General features: G+C 60.9%; 15 protein-coding genes. 3 read left to right on the forward strand and 12 right to left on the reverse strand.

What is annotated here, in order from left to right; genetic code table 11:
• Nucleotides 1–39: 39 nt before the first annotated feature.
• Nucleotides 40–696 (forward strand): TetR/AcrR family transcriptional regulator, encoded by a 657-nt coding sequence (locus tag ACTRWK_RS15930; RefSeq protein ID WP_289081661.1) that lies wholly within the window; start codon nucleotides 40–42, stop codon nucleotides 694–696.
• A gap of 9 nt (nucleotides 697–705) precedes the next feature.
• Here the strand turns inward: ACTRWK_RS15930 and ACTRWK_RS15935 are convergent, their stop codons facing one another.
• Both ACTRWK_RS15935 and ACTRWK_RS15940 read right to left on the reverse strand, forming a co-directional pair.
• Nucleotides 706–3,765 (reverse strand): efflux RND transporter permease subunit, encoded by a 3,060-nt coding sequence (locus tag ACTRWK_RS15935; RefSeq protein ID WP_289081662.1) that lies wholly within the window; start codon nucleotides 3,763–3,765, stop codon nucleotides 706–708.
• A 3-nt stretch (nucleotides 3,766–3,768) separates the two neighbouring features.
• Complete coding sequence (locus tag ACTRWK_RS15940; protein WP_037941413.1) at nucleotides 3,769–4,845, reverse strand: efflux RND transporter periplasmic adaptor subunit; 1,077 nt, start codon at nucleotides 4,843–4,845, stop codon at nucleotides 3,769–3,771.
• A gap of 113 nt (nucleotides 4,846–4,958) precedes the next feature.
• On the opposite strand from ACTRWK_RS15940, the gene ACTRWK_RS15945 reads away from it, so the two are divergent.
• Nucleotides 4,959–5,576, forward strand: coding sequence for a TetR/AcrR family transcriptional regulator (locus ACTRWK_RS15945; protein WP_037941415.1), 618 nt, complete (start codon nucleotides 4,959–4,961; stop codon nucleotides 5,574–5,576).
• Here ACTRWK_RS15945 and ACTRWK_RS15950 read toward each other — a convergent pair.
• Nucleotides 5,543–6,271, reverse strand: a complete 729-nt coding sequence (locus tag ACTRWK_RS15950; protein WP_462844049.1) for an acyl-homoserine-lactone synthase — start codon at nucleotides 6,269–6,271, stop codon at nucleotides 5,543–5,545. The genes ACTRWK_RS15945 and ACTRWK_RS15950 overlap by 34 nt on opposite strands.
• A 175-nt stretch (nucleotides 6,272–6,446) precedes the next feature.
• Between ACTRWK_RS15950 and ACTRWK_RS15955 the strand changes: the two genes are divergently transcribed.
• Nucleotides 6,447–7,838 carry a sensor histidine kinase gene (locus ACTRWK_RS15955; protein WP_037941417.1) on the forward strand — a complete coding sequence of 464 codons (1,392 nt, stop codon included), beginning with the start codon at nucleotides 6,447–6,449 and terminating at the stop codon, nucleotides 7,836–7,838.
• Here the strand turns inward: ACTRWK_RS15955 and ACTRWK_RS15960 are convergent.
• The 9 genes from ACTRWK_RS15960 to ACTRWK_RS16000 form a co-directional block, all read right to left on the reverse strand.
• Nucleotides 7,820–9,205, reverse strand: coding sequence for a cytochrome P450 (locus ACTRWK_RS15960; RefSeq protein WP_037941419.1), 1,386 nt, complete (start codon nucleotides 9,203–9,205; stop codon nucleotides 7,820–7,822). The two genes, ACTRWK_RS15955 and ACTRWK_RS15960, sit on opposite strands and share 19 nt — an antisense overlap.
• Before the next feature lie 102 nt (nucleotides 9,206–9,307).
• Entirely contained in the window at nucleotides 9,308–9,706 is a 399-nt protein-coding gene (locus ACTRWK_RS15965) for a type II toxin-antitoxin system death-on-curing family toxin (RefSeq protein ID WP_037941421.1), read from the reverse strand.
• Nucleotides 9,703–9,939, reverse strand: a complete 237-nt coding sequence (locus ACTRWK_RS15970) for a type II toxin-antitoxin system Phd/YefM family antitoxin (protein WP_005848692.1) — start codon at nucleotides 9,937–9,939, stop codon at nucleotides 9,703–9,705. Before ACTRWK_RS15970 ends, ACTRWK_RS15965 begins: the two co-directional genes overlap by 4 nt.
• 86 nt (nucleotides 9,940–10,025) lie before the next feature.
• The gene (locus ACTRWK_RS15975; RefSeq protein WP_132998058.1) at nucleotides 10,026–11,294 is read right to left on the reverse strand and encodes a tetratricopeptide repeat protein; all 1,269 of its coding nucleotides are present in this window, start codon (nucleotides 11,292–11,294) and stop codon (nucleotides 10,026–10,028) included.
• A 207-nt stretch (nucleotides 11,295–11,501) separates the two neighbouring features.
• Nucleotides 11,502–12,479 (reverse strand): bile acid:sodium symporter family protein, encoded by a 978-nt coding sequence (locus ACTRWK_RS15980; protein WP_037941423.1) that lies wholly within the window; start codon nucleotides 12,477–12,479, stop codon nucleotides 11,502–11,504.
• Nucleotides 12,480–12,577: 98 nt separating this feature from the next.
• Nucleotides 12,578–14,167: a gamma-glutamyltransferase family protein gene (locus ACTRWK_RS15985; RefSeq protein ID WP_037941425.1), complete on the reverse strand. Its 1,590-nt coding sequence runs from the start codon at nucleotides 14,165–14,167 to the stop codon at nucleotides 12,578–12,580.
• Nucleotides 14,151–15,668 (reverse strand): tripartite tricarboxylate transporter permease, encoded by a 1,518-nt coding sequence (locus ACTRWK_RS15990; RefSeq protein ID WP_064215692.1) that lies wholly within the window; start codon nucleotides 15,666–15,668, stop codon nucleotides 14,151–14,153. The genes ACTRWK_RS15985 and ACTRWK_RS15990 overlap by 17 nt, the downstream gene beginning before the upstream one ends.
• A complete protein-coding gene (locus ACTRWK_RS15995; RefSeq protein WP_240790874.1) occupies nucleotides 15,669–16,139 on the reverse strand; it encodes a tripartite tricarboxylate transporter TctB family protein in 471 nt (156 codons plus the stop codon).
• Between the two features lie 35 nt (nucleotides 16,140–16,174).
• Nucleotides 16,175–16,832: tripartite tricarboxylate transporter substrate binding protein (locus ACTRWK_RS16000; protein WP_462844050.1), on the reverse strand; the 658-nt coding region annotated here is incomplete at its 5' end.

Here is a 16,832-nt window from a genome sequence, read left to right on the forward strand (position 1 = left end):
CGTTCTTTACTGCGCACCCGCTGTCAAAGGCTGAACCGAATGGACGAACACATCGATGACGACACGCTGACGGAGGCCGCCGAGGGGGCCGCGCCCAAGCAAGACAGCCGCCGCGAGATCATCGAGGCGGCTGCGCAGTGCTTTATGCTCAAGGGGCTCGACAAGGCGACGATGGACGATATCGCCGATGTTCTGGGCGCGACCAAGGGGCGGGTGTACCACCATTTCCGGTCCAAGAACGCGATCTATTTCGCGGTGTACCGACAGGCGATGCAATATTGTTTTGACGCGGTTACCCCTCTGATATCATTGGATACTTCCAGCATCAGTAAGCTTGAATTGATGGCCCATGCCCATGCGCGGGTGATGATGGATACACTGCCCTATCAGCGCAGTATCCGCTTGGGCGTAGAGGTCTATTTGCGCGGCTCCACCACCGAAGCAGAGCGCGCCGTGCTGCGCGAGCTGATTACCCTGCGCAACGACTATGAAAACCTCTACCGCGAGGTGCTGCGCGCGGGTGTGGCGCAGGGGGAGTTGGACGTGCCCAACATCGAAATCGCCAGCCGTGCGTTGATGGGGGCATTGAACGGGCTGGTTGACTGGTACCGTATCCGTCCCGATCAATCTGAGGGGGAGCGCGACGCGCTGGCCCGTGCTTTGGCGCATGCCGTGGTGCATGGCACCACGGCATAATCCGTTTTCTTAGGCCGGTTTGGCCGCCGCATCCGCGCGGCGCTCTTTCGCGAGATAGGTGTGATATAGCGCGGGCACACCGATCAGCGTCAGAACAGAGGCAAAGCCCAAACCGCCCATAATCGTCACCGCCATCGCGGCAAAGAACGAATCGGCGAGCAGCGGCACCATCCCGAGGATCGTTGTGACCGCCGCCAGAACCACAGGGCGCAAACGGCTGACACTGGCGGTGACAATGGCGTCATGCTGGTTCAGGCCGTTTTCTTTCTGCACGTCGATCTCTTCGACCAGAACAATGGCGTTCTTGATCAACATACCCGACAGCGACAGCAGCCCCAGCAGCGCGGTAAAGCTGAACGCCAACCCCGAGAACAACAGCCCCAGTGCCGCCCCGTTGATCGCCATGGGCACGATGGTCCAGATCACCGCGGTCTGGCGCAGTTTGCCGAACAGCAGGATGGTGATCAGCAACATGGTCCCGAAACTCAGCGGCATCTGCTTGCCAAGCGAAGCCTGCGCGTCGCCCGCGTTCTCGAACTCTCCGCCCCATTCAAGGGTATAGCCGACCGGCAGCTCGATCTCTTCGATCAGCGGGCGGATCTGCGGGAAGACGGTGGGCGGGGTGACGCCTTCGATGACGTTGGCCTGTACCGTGATCGTCTGCACGCGGTTGCGCCGTTCGATCACCGCGTTTTCGGCGGTGACCTTGAACCCGTCGATCACCTGGCTCAGCGGCAGGTAGTCCCCAAGCGCGGCGGAATAGACGATCTGGTCGGGCAACTGCCCGTTGCTCGCGGATTCCGCACGCGGCACTCGCACGATGATGTCGATCAGCCGGTCCCGTTCGCGGTAGGTGCCCGCCGTGATCCCATTGGTCGACAGGGCAATCGCATCCGCCACATCGCTGCGCCCGATGCCCACGGCCTGCGCACGATCCTCGGCATAGACAGGGCGGGTCACAAGCACTTTCTCGCGCCAATCGACATGTTCGGTATGCAGCAGCGGGGTTGCGTCACGCAGGATATCCTCTGCCTGATCGGCCAGATCGCGCAGCACTTCGGGGTCTGGCCCTGAAAAACGCGCCTCGATATCCGACCCGCCACCGGGGCCGAAAATGATCCGCTTGGTCTGCACCTCTGCCCAAGGCAGCGCGTTGATCGCGAACTGGTCAAGCTCGGCGCGCAGGGCGGGGATTGCGTCAGCCGAGGTGGCGCGCACCACCAGCTGCCCGATCGAAGGGTCGCTGTCTCCGGGTGTGTAGGTCAGAACATAGCGCGTCAGGCCGGCACCGATGGTCGTCGTCACAGTGTCAACGTCGTCGCGCGCGAGCAGCCAATCCTCGATCACCGCAAGATCGCGGGAGGTCGACTGGATAGAGCTGCCCTGCTCCGCCTTATATTCAAAGTAGAACAGCGGCGTGTTGGACGCAGGGAAGAACTGCTGTTTGACCTGACCAAAGATCATCACACAGGCCACTGTGGTGCCGATCAGGCCGGCAAACACCAGCCAGCGGAACCGCAGCACCAGCCGGACAAGGTTGCCATAGCTGCGGAAAATCGGGCCGTTATACCCGCTGTCGTCATCCGCCAGCCCGCCGATCTTCAGCATATAATGCCCCAGCAAAGGCGTCACAGTCACCGCAACGATCCACGACATCAAAAGCGAAATCCCGATCACCGCAAAAAGCGAGAACATGAATTCGCCCGTGGCGTCAGGCGACAGGCCGATCCCGGCAAAAGCCATGATCCCGATGACCGTGGCACCCAGCAGGGGGATCTGCGTATTCTGCGCCGCTGTATCCGCGGCGGCGACCGAGGGCCGCCCCTTGCGCATTTCCTGTTGCATACCCTCGGCGATGACGATGGCGTTATCCACCAGCATCCCCATCGCGATGATCAAGGCCCCAAGGCTGATCCGTTCAACTTTGACGCCGAACAGATACATGAAGAAGAACGTGGCCAGCACGGTCAGCAAAAGCGATACGCCGACAACAACCGAAGCGCGGACCCCCATGAACAGCGCGAGCACCCCGATCACCACGCCCACGGACATGGCAAGAGACAAAAGGAAGCTGTTGTTGGCTTCGTCCACGACGCGGTGTTGTTCGTAGATTGGGGTGATCTCGACCCCGACGGGAAGGAAGGTCTGCAAGGTCTCAAGCTGCGCTTCGACGCGTTTGCCGACCTCGACGATATTTTCCGATTCCAGTCCCGAAACGCCAAGGGTGAAGACCTCTTGCCCGTCTTGACGCAAAAGGTGGTCGGGGGCGTCCACACGGCCCCGCGACACGGTTGCCACGTCCAGCAGATTCAGCACCTCGCCCTGAAAGCCGAAGGTCAAGGCGCTGATGTCACCTACACTATCATCGCCCGAAGGACCGTCGATCCGCAGGTTGGTATCGCCAGTTTCGACAAAGCCGGTGGGGTTGATCGCTGTGGATTCACTGATCGCGCCGATGATCACGCTGGGATCAATGCCAAGCTGTGACATCTTTTGCGACGACGGTTCGACAAAAATCGCCTCTTCCGGCAGCCCGTCGATATCGACATTGGCAACGCCGTCGACCGTCAGCAGGTCACGCCGGATAAAGGTCGCGATCTCCCAGATCTCGGAATCCGAAAAGCCGGGGGCGGAGACGGCATATAGGATACCGAAAACATCGCCAAAGTCGTCGTTCACCTGTGACGGATAGGCCCCCGAGGGCAGTGAGCTTGCCGCGTCAGACACACGATCCCGCAGATCATCCCAGACCTGTGGCAGCTCAGTCCCGTCGTATTCATCCTGCATCTCGACTTCGATGACCGACAGCCCGTGGGTATTGCGCGAGGTGACGGTCTTGACCTCGTCCATCTGCTGGATTTCAGCCTCTAGCACCTCAGAGATTTCGGTCGCCACCTCTGCCGCGCTGGCACCGGGATAGGCGGTGGCGACGATGGCGGATTTCAAGGTAAAGCTCGGGTCTTCCAGCTTGCCGACCGACAGGTAGCCAAACACACCCCCAAACAGGGCGAAGAGGATGAAAATCCACGTATAAAGCGGATTTTCAATGGAGAAACGTGCGATTTTCATAGTTTACTCGATGCTCAACCCGTTGAAGGGGCGCACGGTGTCGCCCTCGCGCAGCAGCTGTGTGCCAGCGCCGACAACCAGGGTGCCCGGCTCAAGCCCCGTGGCGATGATATCTGTGCCGGTATTGGAGGACACGTCGACGTTGACCCAGCTGACCTGACCCTGTTCGCCGGTCTCGTCAGGGGTATAGACCATGACCCGCGCCTGATCGTCCGCCATGACCACGGCAGAAGGGGGCAGGGTCGTTGCAGTGTCGTCACCTGCCGCGATCCGCGCGGTGACGCTCATCGATGCGCCGGGGATCAGTTTCGGTGTGACCCGATCAGAGGGGAGCGCCAGCGTCACGCGGTAGCTTTGCCCGATGCTTTGCGTTTCGGCGTTGAACTCGCGCAATTCAAGCGGCACACCACCGGCAAATAGCGGCGACGTGCCGGTAAATTCGACGTCAGCCGTGTTTGAATACATCTGGAACATCTGCTCGGGAACGTCGATCTCGACCCGCACTTCCGACATGTCATGCAGTCGCACAATGGCCTGACCCGGAGAGACATTGGCATAATTCGGTGTCAGACGCGAGGCGACCAAGGCGCGAAACGGGGCGATCAGCGTCGCGTGGTCCAGCGCCTCGCGGGCCTCGCTCAACGCGATCCGCGCCAGATCGCGGGCGGTTTCCGTGTCCTGTGCCTGTGCGGTGGACACGGCATTGCTTTTGGCCAGCGTTTGCGAGCGTTCGAAATCCCGTTCGGCTTGAGTCAACTGCACCTCGGCACGTTGTACCGCGCGTTCAAACGGCACCGGGTCCAGCGCCGCGATCTGCACGCCTTCTTGCAGGAACTGCCCTTCTTGGGCGTCGAACATCACCATGCGGCCGCCGACCTCGAACGACAGGTCCACTGTTTCCAGCGCTGCAATCTTGCCGAAAAAGACCCGCTGCACCTGCGACGCGGCACCGCCCGCCTCTATCAATTTGACCGACCTGATCGGCGCGGGCGTGCCCGAGGGGGTCAGGTCATCTGCGTCCTGTGCAACAAGAGGCGTCGCAAGGGTGGCGCATAAAAGAACGGAAATCAGCTGCTTCATGTCAAAGGCCTTTCGAGTACTGGGCGGTACTTACGCGCAGTGACGTACAGTTCAACCCCCCTTGGTACCGTTCAGCACTTTTATTTCACCCATACACGTCCTAGTTCTGCAATATGAATGAAAACGCATCAAAATCGCGAATACTGTCGACAGCGCGCGCCCTGTTCTTCGTCAAAGGCTTTGAAAAAGTCACGACGGACCTTTTGGCGCGCGAGGCTTCTGTGTCCAAGGCGACGATCTATCGCCATTTCGACAATATGTCGGAGATCCTGCAAAATGTGCTCGAGGCCGAGGCAGAGGTTTTTCGCGCCGAGGTGTTGGGAGATATCTCAGACCATCCCGATTTGCGCACCGCGCTGATGTCGTTCGGGCGGAAATTTCTGAGCTTTCTGGGGGAGCAGGACTCGGTCGAATTTACCTGTCTGATCCACGAGGTCGCCCGCGACTACCCGCAGATCGGTCGCACCTTCTATACCGCCGCCTTCGAGGCGGTTTGCGCCGCCGTTTGCGGTCTGCTGGTGCAAGGGCAGGAAAGCGGCGACCTGCGCGACGATTTCGACCCGCGTGATGTCGCCGAAGACCTTATTTCATTGCTCAAGGGCTTTGGCATGGTCCGTGCGCAACTGGGGCTGACGACGCGCCCCTACAAGGATATCGACCAGCATGTCACCCGTGCGGTCGATACCATTCTGGTCGCTTACCGCGCGTCAGACGGGGTCGGGTCGGCGTAATTCGCCACATGCATGATCGCGGCCTGCGTATTGTCGCCGCTGATGTTCAGCTTGGGGCCCAAGGGCAGCGCGCTCATCCCCAGACGGTTCATCCAGCGTTGGAACACGGCAGGCACGATCCCGATCACATGGGTCGCCCCTTGTTCAGTCGCGGCACGCGCCATGCCCCAGATCAGCTTGGTCTGGATCGCCAGCCGCCGGTGCGCGGGCTCGTTTTTTGATAAAAACAGCCGCGTGGCTTCCCAGACATGGGGCATCACCGGCGCGTCTTCGTAAAGCACATATTCAGGGATATCCGGCAACATACCGCGCTGCGCGTCTTTCAGCATATAGGTATAACAGCCGCATTGCGCCGTGGTCGGCAGCAACCGCACGCCCGCCAGCACCCGGCCGTATTCATGGATCACGACAGACCGGCTTTGGGGGGTGTCGTACTGGTCAAACTCCATCCCTTCGGTATGGGGCAGATCCCATTCCTTTTGATCGATAAAAACTGATTTGCGTGCTTTCAGAAAATCTGAATAGAGTTGGCCATACCGATACTGGTTGCCGATATGCACCACTGTCTCTTCCAGCCGTGTCGCGTATGAAGGGACATCACTTTCAACGGGTCGTGTCTGAAGAGCGGCCTGAACCGAAGGCTCCAACTGGATCGTCTCTGCACGCTGGTGCGATTTTGCGTTCTGGATACCCATTGTTCTCTGCCTAAAGCTCCGCTCAAGTAACGAAAAAGTTAACAAAATGCATACAGCCACGGTTCTGCCATGATCGCAACAAATTTTCCACCAATAGTTGAGGTGTATCGTAGTGAAATATCAGCAGATTCGTTTGGCGCTCAATTCCGCGCCAGGCTGACGGAGGAAGCGCAACATGGAAGCAATTGACAATGTTAATTTGCCTCAGGCCCGCCCGGTTCTAAGCCGGCTGCGGGATTATGCGCTTGTGGGCAGCCGGGCGTTTGGCCAGCGGGCGATCATCTATACCGCAGCTATTGCTTTGGCAGGCTATTACTATGAACTGAGGGTCGCGCTGTTTTTCTTTTTCGCGATCGCCTTATGCGAAATCTATGACATCGTCGTGCTGCGCTACATCCTGCGCAACACCCGGTCCAAGACCCTCAAGATCCGCAAATCGCTGTTCCATATCTACATGACCACGGCGCTCAGTGCGACGACGATTGCGATGTTCTGCATCTCGATCGCGATCCAGCAGGGCGTTGGAAACAGCCACTTTCTGCCGCTTTTCCTGTTGATTTCCGCCTCTATCTTCGCGGCGATGAACAACCACCAGTTTTTGTATGTGCTGGGGTTTCGGCTGGCGATCTACATCGGGGCGATCCTCTATATCCCGATCCGCGATGTCGTCGTGGCGCGCCCCTCGCTGGACTCTGAAATCTGGCTGAACCTCTTTACCGCGCTGTTTGTTCTGGGCTTCGTGTTCGAACTCGCCCGGACCTTCATCAAAGGGTATTCCGCGCTGATGAAGAACCGCCTCGCGCTTCAGACAGAGAACAAGAATGCCCTCGCCGCAAGCGAGGCCAAGACCCGTTTCCTGTCCACCGTTAGCCATGAATTGCGCACGCCGCTCACGTCTATCCGCGGTGCGCTTGACCTGATCAATGCAGGGTCAGCGGGCGAGGTGCCGGACAAAATGTCGCGGCTGCTCGATATCGCGACGCGCAACTCGAACCGTCTGGGGGATCTGGTCGGGGATTTGCTGCTTTTGCAATCAGCGGATGTGGGGAAATTCTCGCTTGATCTGGGTAACGTGGATCTGGCCGAGGTCGTGAACACGGCCGCCCATTCGTTCCAGCCCTATGCCAGCCGCTTTGGCGTCGCGGTAGAGATCAACGTTGCCGCAGACCAGCCCATCGTGCGCGGCGACAAGAAACGGCTCGATCAGGTGATCGTGAACCTGCTGTCCAATGCCGCCAAATTCTCCGAGGCGGGGGGCACCATCCGTGTGGGCCTCAAACGCGAGGACGAGAACCTCGTGATTTCGGTCGCGGATCAGGGCATCGGGATTCCCGAAGGCAGTGAAAGCGTCATCTTCGAGGAATTCGGCCAGATCGATTCAAGCGATCAACGCAAGTTCCAGGGCACGGGTCTTGGCTTGTCGATCTCGAAACGTATCGTGGATGCCCACGGCGGCAGCATCGCCTATAAAAGCAAGCTCGGCGTGGGCACCACCTTCTGTGTCGTGCTCAAGGCAGCGGATGCGGCCAAGGCGGCCAAACCCGAAAGCTATTCCACCGCCGCCTGATCTACCGGCACGGCCCGCAACATCAGCGGGCCATCGGGCCGCATGGTAAAGGTCAGGTTCGGTGGCGCGACAGGGTGGTCCGTCAGTTCAAAAGACGCCCGCCGTAGCGCCGAGGCCAGCAGCACCATAATCTCTGTCTCGGCATATTGCGCCCCGATGCAGATGCGCGGCCCGTCCCCAAAGGGAATATACTGTCCGCGCGGGTACTTACGGTCCAGAAACCGGTCGTGCTGATACAGCGCCGCATTGTCCCACAGCAGCTCGTTCCGGTGCAGCGCATAGACCGGGAACATGATCACGTCGCCCTTCTTAAACGTCACATCCTTGATCGTCACCTCATCCGTCGCATCACGGGCGAACAAGGCACCTGCGGGGTACATCCGCAGGGTTTCACGCACATGTGCGTGCAGTTTGGGCATCTTGGGCAGATCGTGAAAGCCGATGGGCCCGCCACCGCAGGCCTCCATCACCTCGGCGCGCAGATCGGTCTGTACCTCGGGGTGCATCGCCAGCAGATAAAGCCCCCAAGCGATTGTATTGGCCGAGGTTTCATAGCCCGCCGCGACAAAGGTCAGCAGGTTATCGACCGTCGTTTCGACATCTTCCTTATCCGTCTCAAGCGCCTCGATCAGCAGGTCAAGAAAATCGACCGCCTCTGCATGGCGCTGCGCGCGGCGGTTGGCGATCACGTCATGGGTCAACTGCCGTAGATCACGGATCGCTTTCTTGCTGCGCAGCCATTTCAGACGGGGCACCCACTTCGGCAGCCCCATCAGATCGAACAGCGACATATAGCTGATATAGTCGGTGAACCGTCGCATCCCCTGACGGACATCCTGCTTGGACACAGCCTCGTTCCCCGAGAACATCACCCGCGAGATATTGGTGAGCGTCGCCTCTTGCGCCGCATCCGATACATCGACTTCGCCCGCCGTGCGTGCAAAGAAATCCGCCAGCTCGTCGCCGGTCTGGGCAAAATGTCGGGTCAGCACGGGCAGGTTGCGCGCGGCAAAAAGCGGGGCATAGCGATGCCGTTGCGCGCGCCATTTCTCGCCTTCCGACAGGATCATGCCGTTGCCGACAACGGGGCCGATGACGTTATGTGTAAACTCCGCCTTGGGAAAGCGACGCCCGACACCGGCCAGCAGTTCGGTCACCATATCGGGGTCACAGACATAATGGATCTTGGCCGGCCCTTTCAGATAGCTTTGCGTGCGCGTCGCATCGGGGATCACCGAAAAGATGTTCTTCCCCGCTTTTTTGGCAAAGTCGATCAACCCGACATCGGCCTTGGCCAGATCCGCCTCGACAGGGATCGGGTGCGCCGGTGTCGCCCCATCGGGCGCAGGCATATTCTGTGTATTCATTGTCGTCTCCTTGCCGGCCCACGGGTGGCGTTTATCACACCGGTGTTTCTAGCAGGGAAACAATGACTAATTCTATCTAAAGTTACGCGCCAACGCGAAACGTCAGGTCGCAGAGGTCTTGATGCTGTGGTTGCGTAAATGTGCGGCAGCGTCGGCGCGGGTCATTTTGCCTTGGGCCAGTTCCACCATCATATCGGCGTGTTCCTGATCCACAGCGGCTTGCAGCTCGTATCCGTTCTGGTCCAGAAAATCGCTGGCGACAAAGAAGGCCGTGCGCTTGTTGCCATCGACAAAGGCGTGGTTGCGGGCGATGGCTTCGGCATAGCAGGCGGCCAATTCAAAAAGCGACGTTTCGCCAAAGGCATATAGGTTCATCGGGCGGGCCAGTGCGGATTCCAGTAGGTCACCATCGCGCAACCCGCGCGCGCCGCCCGCCAGCTCCAGAACGCAATCATGCATGTATTCAACAAGTTCGCGGGTGACCCAGCGGGGCTCCGTCATCGTTTGGCGAGTTCCAGTATCGTGCTGCGATGCCGTTCAAGCCCGCGCGCCACGCGGTCCTTATCCTGCGCGGTCACCCCTTCGGTCAGGGCGGTCAGGCGACGGTATTCATCCGCTGACAACAGCACCAGACGGTCACGTTGGTGGCTGGTGATGATGACAGGCTCGCTCATCGCCGCATCGCTGAATGCGCCGATGTTGTTCTTGAATTCGGTGGCGGTGACACGTGTCATGGGGCTCTCCTGTAGCGTCACCGCACAATATAGGCAAAATGGACATTTTGTCCATATGGGCCGTGGTCACAGCTTTGGCTAAATCGCTAAGGCAAGACCAGCTCTTCCCCGTTCTGCCAGCTTTGTGCCAGCGCCTTTGCCTCACCTTTTTGCTGGGGTGCCAACTGCTGGCCCATTTGCATCAGCCGTTCTTCGGGCGCGTCCAGCGCGCCGTCGCGGTCATAGGCCATGGCGGTATCCTGCAACGCCCATGCGGTCACGGGGTCCGGTGTGACGCTGATCCCTTCGGCATAGAAATGTGCGAGCTTGGCAAGGGATCTGGGTTCTCCGCGTTCGGCGGCGGCACGGTACCAGCGCGCGGCCTCTGCCGGATCGGCGGGGCGGCCCTGACCGTTTTCATACAGCAATCCTACGTTCAGATAGGCAACGGGTTCGCCGTATTCCGCAGCTTGCTGATACCAGACCATCGCCTCGTCAAAGTCCTGCTGCACACCGCGTCCAAGCGCATAGTGCTTACCCATGTTGACCTGCGCAGCGGGGACGCCATTGCGCGCTGCCTCATAGTACCAGCCGACGGCTTTCTCGTCATCTTGCGAGGTGCCAAGCCCCTCGGCATAGAGATTGCCCAGATTGATCTGCGCGGGGGCATAGCCTTGTTCTGCCGCGAGCCGATACCATTCAAGCGCCTGGCCGTGGTCCTGCTTTACCCCGACACCGTGATTGGCCATCCACCCCAGCGAATATTGCGCGTCAGCCAGACCCTGCTCCGCCGAGGCACGCAAAAGCTGCTGTGCTTCTTCGGGGGCCGCCTCGCCGCCGCGACCTTCCAGCAACAGGATGCCCAAGCGGTACTGGCCCATAGCATTGCCTTGCTCTGCCGCTTTGCGATACCAGGCGCGGGCCTCTGCATCGCTTTGCGCTGTGCCTTCGCCCAGTTCATGCATGTTGCCCAGACTGAACTGCGCCTTGTCAAACCCTTGAGCCGCAGCGCGGGTGAAATAGTCGAACGCGGTTTTCGCGTCGGGGTCGACGCCTTGCCCAAAGCGGTAGGACACGCCCAGAGAGTTCAACCCGCAGGGGTTGTTCTGCTCGGCAGACTTCTTCGCCCATGCGACGGAATCATCAAAGCTTTGCGGCACACCATCGCCGCCGCGATAGTACAGTCGGCCGACCTGACATTGCGCCTCGGCGTCGCCCTGTTCGGCCAGCGGTAGCAGCAGTTCCAGCGCGTGGGTATAATCGCCTTGCTCGAACGCGGCCATGCCGTCCTGCACGGTCTGGGCCTGCGCGGCCACGGGCATCACCGCGGCCAGTACAGTACGGCCAAACCAGCTTCGTTTTGTTTTATCTGCCATCGATAGGGTCCTTCTTGTCGGGTGGGCAGCCTGCTGCCTTTTCGCGTTTTCGTAACGCGTATCCCCTATCGATGCACGCCGCGACCCCGCCAAATTTCGGCGGAAAATTGCGTGTTTCTGCTGTGGCTTAGGCCGTGGTGCCCCGACAGGCAGAGACCCGCGCGCGGGCGCGGGGGTGATCGGCAAAAAGGATACCCATGGGTAACTTTAGGCAGGTGCCGCAGCGGCCCGACGCGACGCGCGCTGCGAGACGAAGGCGCAGACCAGAAGCTGCGAGATATGGTAGATCATCAGCGGCAAAACGATGGCACCGACCAGATCGGGCGCAAAAAGCGCCGTGGCAATGGGCAACCCGCTGGCAAGGCTTTTGGTGGACCCGCAGTAGAACAGCACCGCGCGATCCGCGTCGGGCATCCCCGCAGCCTTGCCAAGGGCGATCATCGACCACATGCCCACGGCCAGAAACAGCCAGACCACGGCAAAGAGCAGCATCAGCGTGGTGACGGGAATAGCGGACCACAGGCCCGAGACTGTGCCCGCGCTGAAGGCGGAGTAGATGATCAGCATGATCGACCCGCGGTCCACGATCATGGTCAGCAGCTTGTGGCGTTGCACAAACCCGCCCACCAGCGGACGCATTACCTGCCCGACGATGAAAGGCAGCAAGATCTGCACGCCGATTTTGCCGATGGCATCCATACTGACGCCGCCGTCGCCCTGATGCAGCAGCAAGGTCACCAGCACCGGCGTCAGAATGACCCCGATGAGGTTAGAGACGGAGGCCGCGCAGATCGCCGCAGGCACATTGCCGCCCGCAATCGAGGTGAAGGCGATAGAGGATTGCACGGTCGAGGGCAGCACCGACAAGAACAGCAGCCCCATAGTCACCGTCGCCCCGAGGATCGGGCTGCACAGCGTCGCCAGCAGCAGGCCAATCAGCGGAAACAGCACATAGGTCGCGCCAAAGGTCATCCCCTGCAGGCGCCAGTTTGTGATGCCAGCCTTGACCGCACTTGGGTCCAGCTTGGCCCCATACAGAAAGAACAGCAACGAGACGGCCCAGAAGGTCACCCCGCGCAGGCCTTCGGCGGCGACACCTGTGGCAGGCAGCACAATGCCCGCGATCACGGTGGCCAGCAGCAAGATCATATAGGCGTCGATGCCGATGCGTTTGATGTAGTTCATGGGAATGCCTGCGTTGTCGAAAGATCGATATAGGGGCGCTGCCGGCCCGTAAAGGGCGAGCGGGGGCGTGACCCTCCGCTCGCCCATGTGGCGCGGGATCAGAAGCCTGCGGCTTGCCCGTCCTTGCGCGGATCAGAGCCCGCGGCGTAGCCGCCTGCCGCGTTGCGTTGCACCAGTTGCGCGCCGCCGAAGCCAAAGGCGTTGTCCGGTGCCTCGATCTGGATCGCATGGCCAAGCGCCTTGAGCCCGTCGAGCAGATCGGCAGGCATCGACGGTTCGCAGGCGACGGCCAACCCCTCGATCGCGCGCCAGCGGGGGGCATCGGCCGCGGTCTGGGGGTCTTGGTCCCACAACTGCGTGCGCAGCAAGAGCTGCATGTGGCCCTGTGCCTGAATAGGCCCGCCCATCATGCCAAAGGCCATCAGCGGCACGCCGTTCTTCATGGCGAAGCCCGGAATGATCGTGTGGAAGGGGCGTTTGCCGGGTGCGACCTGGTTGGGGTGGCCGTCCTGTGTCGTGAAGCCAAAGCCGCGGTTCTGCATGGACACACCCGTGCCCGGCACCACCACGCCAGAGCCGAAGCCCGCGTAGTTCGACTGGATAAAGCTGACCATCATGCCCGAGGCATCACCGACGTTCAGCAGCACGGTGCCGCCCTGTTTCGGGGCCCCCGCGCCAAAGTCCTGCGCCTTGTTGGCATCAATCAAGGCGGCACGGGATTTAAGGTAATCGGGGTCAAGCAGGGCCGCTTCGTCCACATCGGTCATGTGATCGCGATCGGCGACATAGGCGTGCAGATCGGCATAGGCGAGCTTGATCGCCTCGATCTGCAAATGCACGGCGGCCAGATCGTCGGGGCCGTGATCGCGGATGTCGGTGTGCTGCAACATGCCAAGCGCCATCAGCGCGGCGATGCCCTGACCGTTTGGCGGGATCTCATGCAATTCCAAGTCGTCAAAGCTTTGGCTGATGGTGCCGCACCAATCGTTGTGATGCGCTGCCAGATCGTCGGCTGTCATCGCGCCGCCATTGGCCTTGGCGAAGGCCGCGATCTCTTGCGCGATCTCGCCCTCGTAGAAAGCGCGGCCCTTGGTTTCGGCAATGGCGCGCAGGGTGCGTGCGGCGCCGGGGTTGCGGAAGCGTTCGCCGGGTTTGGGCGCGCGCCCTTCGGGCATGAAAGTCTCGGCAAAGCCGGGCTGGTCCTTGAGCACCGCGGCCCCTTTGGCCCATGCCGTGCCCACGACCGGCGACACGATAAAGCCGTCTTCAGCATAGCGGATCGCGGGGGCCAGCACGGTCGACAGGCCGAGGCTGCCGAATTTTTCAGACAATTCAACCCAGGCGCTGACGGCACCGGGGACGGTCACGGCGTCCCAGCCATGTTCGGGGATGCCGTTCTTGAAATATTCGGGCGTCCAGGCGGCGGGCGCGCGGCCCGAGGCGTTCAGCCCGTGCAGCTGCTTGCCGTCCCACAGGATGCAGAAGGCGTCAGAGCCAAGGCCGCAGCCCGTGGGCTCGACGATTGTTAGCACCGCCGCCGTGGCGATGGCCGCATCCACAGCGTTGCCGCCTTGTTGCAGGATGGACAGACCGGCTTGGGTCGCCAGCGGTTGCGAGGTGGCGACGACATTCTCGGCCAGGATGGGCGAGCGGCGCGACGGGTAGACGGGATCATGACGTAGGCGCATGGGATGGCCTTTCTGTAGATGTACGGTTTTTGAGGTGACTGCGGATGGCCCAGACAATGGACACGAAAGCCGCAATCAGGAAAATCAGGCTGATGGGGCGGGTGAAGAACAGCGTCGGGTCTTCGTCCGTCATCAGCGCGCGCCGCAGGTTGGTTTCGGCGATCGGGCCCAGAATGACCCCCAGCACCAAAGGTGCCAGCGCATAGCCAAGGGCGCGCAGCGTGTAGCCGGTGATGCCGATAAAGATCAGCAGGTAAAGGTCGGTCACGCGGTTGTTCAGCGCAAAGGTGCCCACGACGCAGCAGGTCATCACCACCGGCACGATCAGCCATTTGGGCACTTCGGTCACCCGCAGGAACAGCCGCATAGAGCAGATCGACACGATCAGCATCATGAAGGACGCGACCACCATCGCGATGAACATGCCATAGACAAGGTCACCGTGATCCATGATCAGCCGTGGCCCGACCGAGATGCCATGCACCATCAGCGACGCCATGAGGATCGCATCGACAGCCGATCCGGGGATGCCCAGACCGATAAGCGGGATCAGTCCGCCGCCCGCGGTGGCGGAGTTGCCCGCCTCGGAGGCGACAATGCCGTCTGGTTCACCGGTGCCGAATTTGTCACTGTTCTTGGACCCGCGCTTGGCCTGGTCATAGGCGACGAGGTTGGCGATGGACCCGCCCGCACCGGGCAGGGCGCCGATCAGCACGCCGACGATGGACGACCGCAGCAGGTTGACGGGACGCATCAACACTTCCTTCATCACGGTCCATGTCTGGAAATCGATGGCCCCTGTGACCAGCGCATTGCCCGACCGCACACTGTCGGCATTCTCTACCTCTGACACAAGCTGCGAGATGGCGAAGATCCCGATCAGCACCACCAGAAACGGCAGGCCGGCCTGCAGCATCTCTATGCCGAAATCAAAGCGCGGGCGGCCCATGATCGGGTCCGTCCCCACGGTAGAGATTGCAAGCCCGATCAGCCCCGCCAGAATGCCGCGCATGGCAGAGGTGCCGACAAGGCTGGCGACGATTGTGAGGGCGAAGACGATGAGCGAGAAATACTCCCACGGGCCAAGGCGCACGGCGAAAAGCGCGAGCGGCGGTGCGGCGAAGATCAGCACGATGGTCGAGATGACGGTGCCAAAGAAGGACGCCCAGACCCCGATGGACAGCGCGCGCCCCGGTTCGCCGTTGCGCGCCATGGGGAAGGCGTCAAAGGTGGTGGCGACCGACGATGGCGTGCCGGGGATGCCCAACAATGCCGCCGAGATCAGCCCGCCGGTATAACCGCCCACATAGACCGAGAGCATCACGGCGATGCCTTGCAAAGGCTCCATCGTGAAGGTCAGCGGCAGGGTCAGCACAATCGCCATGGTCACGGTGAAACCGGGGATCGCCGCGGCAACGATGCCCGCGACGGACCCGGCCAGCATATAGGCGAGCGTCGCCAGCGTGAAAATCTGCGCGGCCCCTGTCATGAAATCAGTCATTCAAAGCACTCCGCGCGGTAGGAAGACGGTGAACACTTCGGCAAAAAGCCAGTTCAGCCCGAAGGAGAAAACCACAGCCACCACAGCGGCGAGGGCAATAGACTTGGGCGTGCGTGGCATGAGGATCACCTGAAGCACGAACAGGAAGATCAGGCTGGCGATGGAAAACCCCAGCACCGGAATGACCAGCAGATAGGCGGTGAGCGCGCCAAGGCAGACAAACACCAGATAGCAACGTTTGGCCCATGCTACGGCCTGTGCGGCGAAATCACCGTAAGCGTGGCGGGGGATCTGGCGCAGCGCGTCGATGATCGCGATGGCTGATACGATCGCCATCGCGCCAAAGATGATCTTGGGGAAAGCCCCGGCACCAAGCTTTTCAAAACGCGAGGTCGCAATGCCGCTGGCCGAGATGAACAATGCGATCGAGGCCAGCAGGAGGAAGACATAGCTCAGGAGGCGGGCAACCAAGCCCGCCTCCTGTGCCTTCATGGGGTCATGCCCGTTCATGGGGCCAGAACCGACGACAGCGATTTCACTGTCTCGTCCAGTTTGCTCAGATAGGCGCGGTAGTCTTCCTGGCCGCGGAACCCGACATCGGCACCCGCGTTGTTGGTCTGCTCGATATAGGTGGGGTCTTGGGCCATCTCTTGCAGCGCGGCTTCAAGCGTGTCGCGGACCTCTTGCGGGGCCCCTTTGGGCATCACGATGCCGCGGGTCACGTTCAACTCAAGATCCTGACCCAGCTCTTTGAAGGTCGGCACATCGGGGGCGGCGTCCACCCGGTCGGTCGCGCCGACGGCAAGGAAGGTCAGATCGCCGTTGTCGACGAATTGTTTGGAGGAGCTGATGTCGCCAATCGCCACATCAAGGTTGCCGCCGACCAGCGCGCGCACGCGTTCGCCCGTGCCCTCATAGCCGACGTATTTGAACTCAAGCCCGAAGGCCTGTTCGATCATCGCGGCGTGCAGATGCGGGACGCCGGCCAATGTGACGCCCATGGAGATCTCGCCGGGATGTGCCTTGGCGTAGGTCACGAATTCTTCGAAATTGCTGTAGTTGTCGGATTTGCCCGCCACCAGATACTGGGGCGATGCCGTCATCAGTGCGATCGGGTCAAAGTCATCCCATGCCAGATCGGTGATGCCGGTTTCGGTGGCGACC

This window comes from Sulfitobacter sp. G5_S2_6_S6 (assembly GCF_054968505.1).

What these genes read in the sequence shown, in the direction of transcription:
- ACTRWK_RS15980 (WP_037941423.1), bottom strand. Translation starts at nt 12,479, where the DNA reads ATGAACTACATCAAACGCATCGGCATCGACGCCTATATGATCTTGCTG.
- ACTRWK_RS15990 (WP_064215692.1), bottom strand. Translation starts at nt 15,668, where the DNA reads ATGACTGATTTCATGACAGGGGCCGCGCAGATTTTCACGCTGGCGACG.
- ACTRWK_RS15975 (WP_132998058.1), bottom strand. Translation starts at nt 11,294, where the DNA reads ATGGCAGATAAAACAAAACGAAGCTGGTTTGGCCGTACTGTACTGGCC.
- ACTRWK_RS15960 (WP_037941419.1), bottom strand. Translation starts at nt 9,205, where the DNA reads ATGAATACACAGAATATGCCTGCGCCCGATGGGGCGACACCGGCGCAC.
- ACTRWK_RS15970 (WP_005848692.1), bottom strand. Translation starts at nt 9,939, where the DNA reads ATGACACGTGTCACCGCCACCGAATTCAAGAACAACATCGGCGCATTC.
- ACTRWK_RS15985 (WP_037941425.1), bottom strand. Translation starts at nt 14,167, where the DNA reads ATGCGCCTACGTCATGATCCCGTCTACCCGTCGCGCCGCTCGCCCATC.
- ACTRWK_RS15935 (WP_289081662.1), bottom strand. Translation starts at nt 3,765, where the DNA reads ATGAAAATCGCACGTTTCTCCATTGAAAATCCGCTTTATACGTGGATT.
- ACTRWK_RS15940 (WP_037941413.1), bottom strand. Translation starts at nt 4,845, where the DNA reads ATGAAGCAGCTGATTTCCGTTCTTTTATGCGCCACCCTTGCGACGCCT.
- ACTRWK_RS15930 (WP_289081661.1), top strand. Translation starts at nt 40, where the DNA reads ATGGACGAACACATCGATGACGACACGCTGACGGAGGCCGCCGAGGGG.
- ACTRWK_RS15950 (WP_462844049.1), bottom strand. Translation starts at nt 6,271, where the DNA reads ATGGGTATCCAGAACGCAAAATCGCACCAGCGTGCAGAGACGATCCAG.
- ACTRWK_RS15945 (WP_037941415.1), top strand. Translation starts at nt 4,959, where the DNA reads ATGAATGAAAACGCATCAAAATCGCGAATACTGTCGACAGCGCGCGCC.
- ACTRWK_RS15965 (WP_037941421.1), bottom strand. Translation starts at nt 9,706, where the DNA reads ATGACGGAGCCCCGCTGGGTCACCCGCGAACTTGTTGAATACATGCAT.
- ACTRWK_RS15955 (WP_037941417.1), top strand. Translation starts at nt 6,447, where the DNA reads ATGGAAGCAATTGACAATGTTAATTTGCCTCAGGCCCGCCCGGTTCTA.